The sequence below is a fragment of the Melaminivora alkalimesophila genome (assembly GCF_000282995.1).
In the GTDB taxonomy this organism is placed as follows: domain Bacteria; phylum Pseudomonadota; class Gammaproteobacteria; order Burkholderiales; family Burkholderiaceae_C; genus Melaminivora; species Melaminivora alkalimesophila.
In genome coordinates this window covers 1-893 of the sequence record NZ_ALEE01000521.1, presented here as the reverse complement: position 1 = coordinate 893, position 893 = coordinate 1, and the positions used below count along the sequence as shown (strand labels likewise).

At 74.9% G+C, this 893-nt stretch carries 1 protein-coding gene; it reads left to right on the top strand.

Features of this window, described 5'->3' with window-relative positions:
- Positions 1 to 46: 46 nt before the first annotated feature.
- The coding region (gene thiD, locus A612_RS10165; RefSeq protein ID WP_019374385.1) for a bifunctional hydroxymethylpyrimidine kinase/phosphomethylpyrimidine kinase at positions 47 to 893 on the top strand (847 nt) is incomplete at its 3' end.

Genomic DNA, 893 nt, shown 5'->3' with positions numbered 1-893 from the left:
GGCGGCGCGGCCGGGGGTGGGCGCGCCATGCCCGATAATTTTTCCCATGAACCCGAATCCTTGCACGGCCTCCGCGCCGCCCCCCCAGCCGCCCCGCCGGCGCTACGCGCGCGTGCTGTCCATCGCCGGATCCGACAGCGGCGGCGGCGCGGGCATCCAGGCCGACCTCAAGACCTTCGCCGCGCTCGGCTGCTATGGCATGACGGCGATCACCGCCATCACGGCCCAGAACACGCGCGGCGTCAGCGCCATCCATGGCGTGCCGCCCGAGATGCTGCGCGCGCAGATCGACGCCGTGGCCGAGGACATCGGGGCCGATGCCGTGAAGATCGGCATGCTGCACTCGCCCGAGGTGGTCCAGGTGGTGGCCGACGCCATCCGCCGCCACGGGTTGCCCAATGTGGTGCTCGACCCGGTCATGGTGGCGACCAGCGGCGACCGGCTGATCGCCGAGGAGACCGTGGCGGTGCTGGTGCGCGAGCTGTTTCCGATCGCCGCGCTTGTCACGCCCAACCTCGACGAGGCCGGCTGGCTGATCGGGCGGCCCATCACCCAGGAGGCCGAGCTCGACGCGGCCGCCGACGAGCTGCTGGCGCTGGGCGCGCGCGGCGTGCTGCTCAAGGGCGGGCACCTGCCGGGCGAGCGCGTGGTGGATGTGCTGGCGCTGCCGGGCGCGGCGCACGAGCCCCTGGCGGCGGCGCGCATCGCCACGCACAACGGCCACGGCACCGGCTGCACCCTGTCCTCGGCGATCGCGGCGCAGCTGGCGCTCGGCGAACCGCTGCCCGAGGCGGTGCGCAGCGCGCGGCGCTACATCCTCGGGGCGATCGCCGCCGGCGCCGACGTGCACACCGGCCACGGGCACGGCCCGCTCAACCACGGCCACGCGCCGC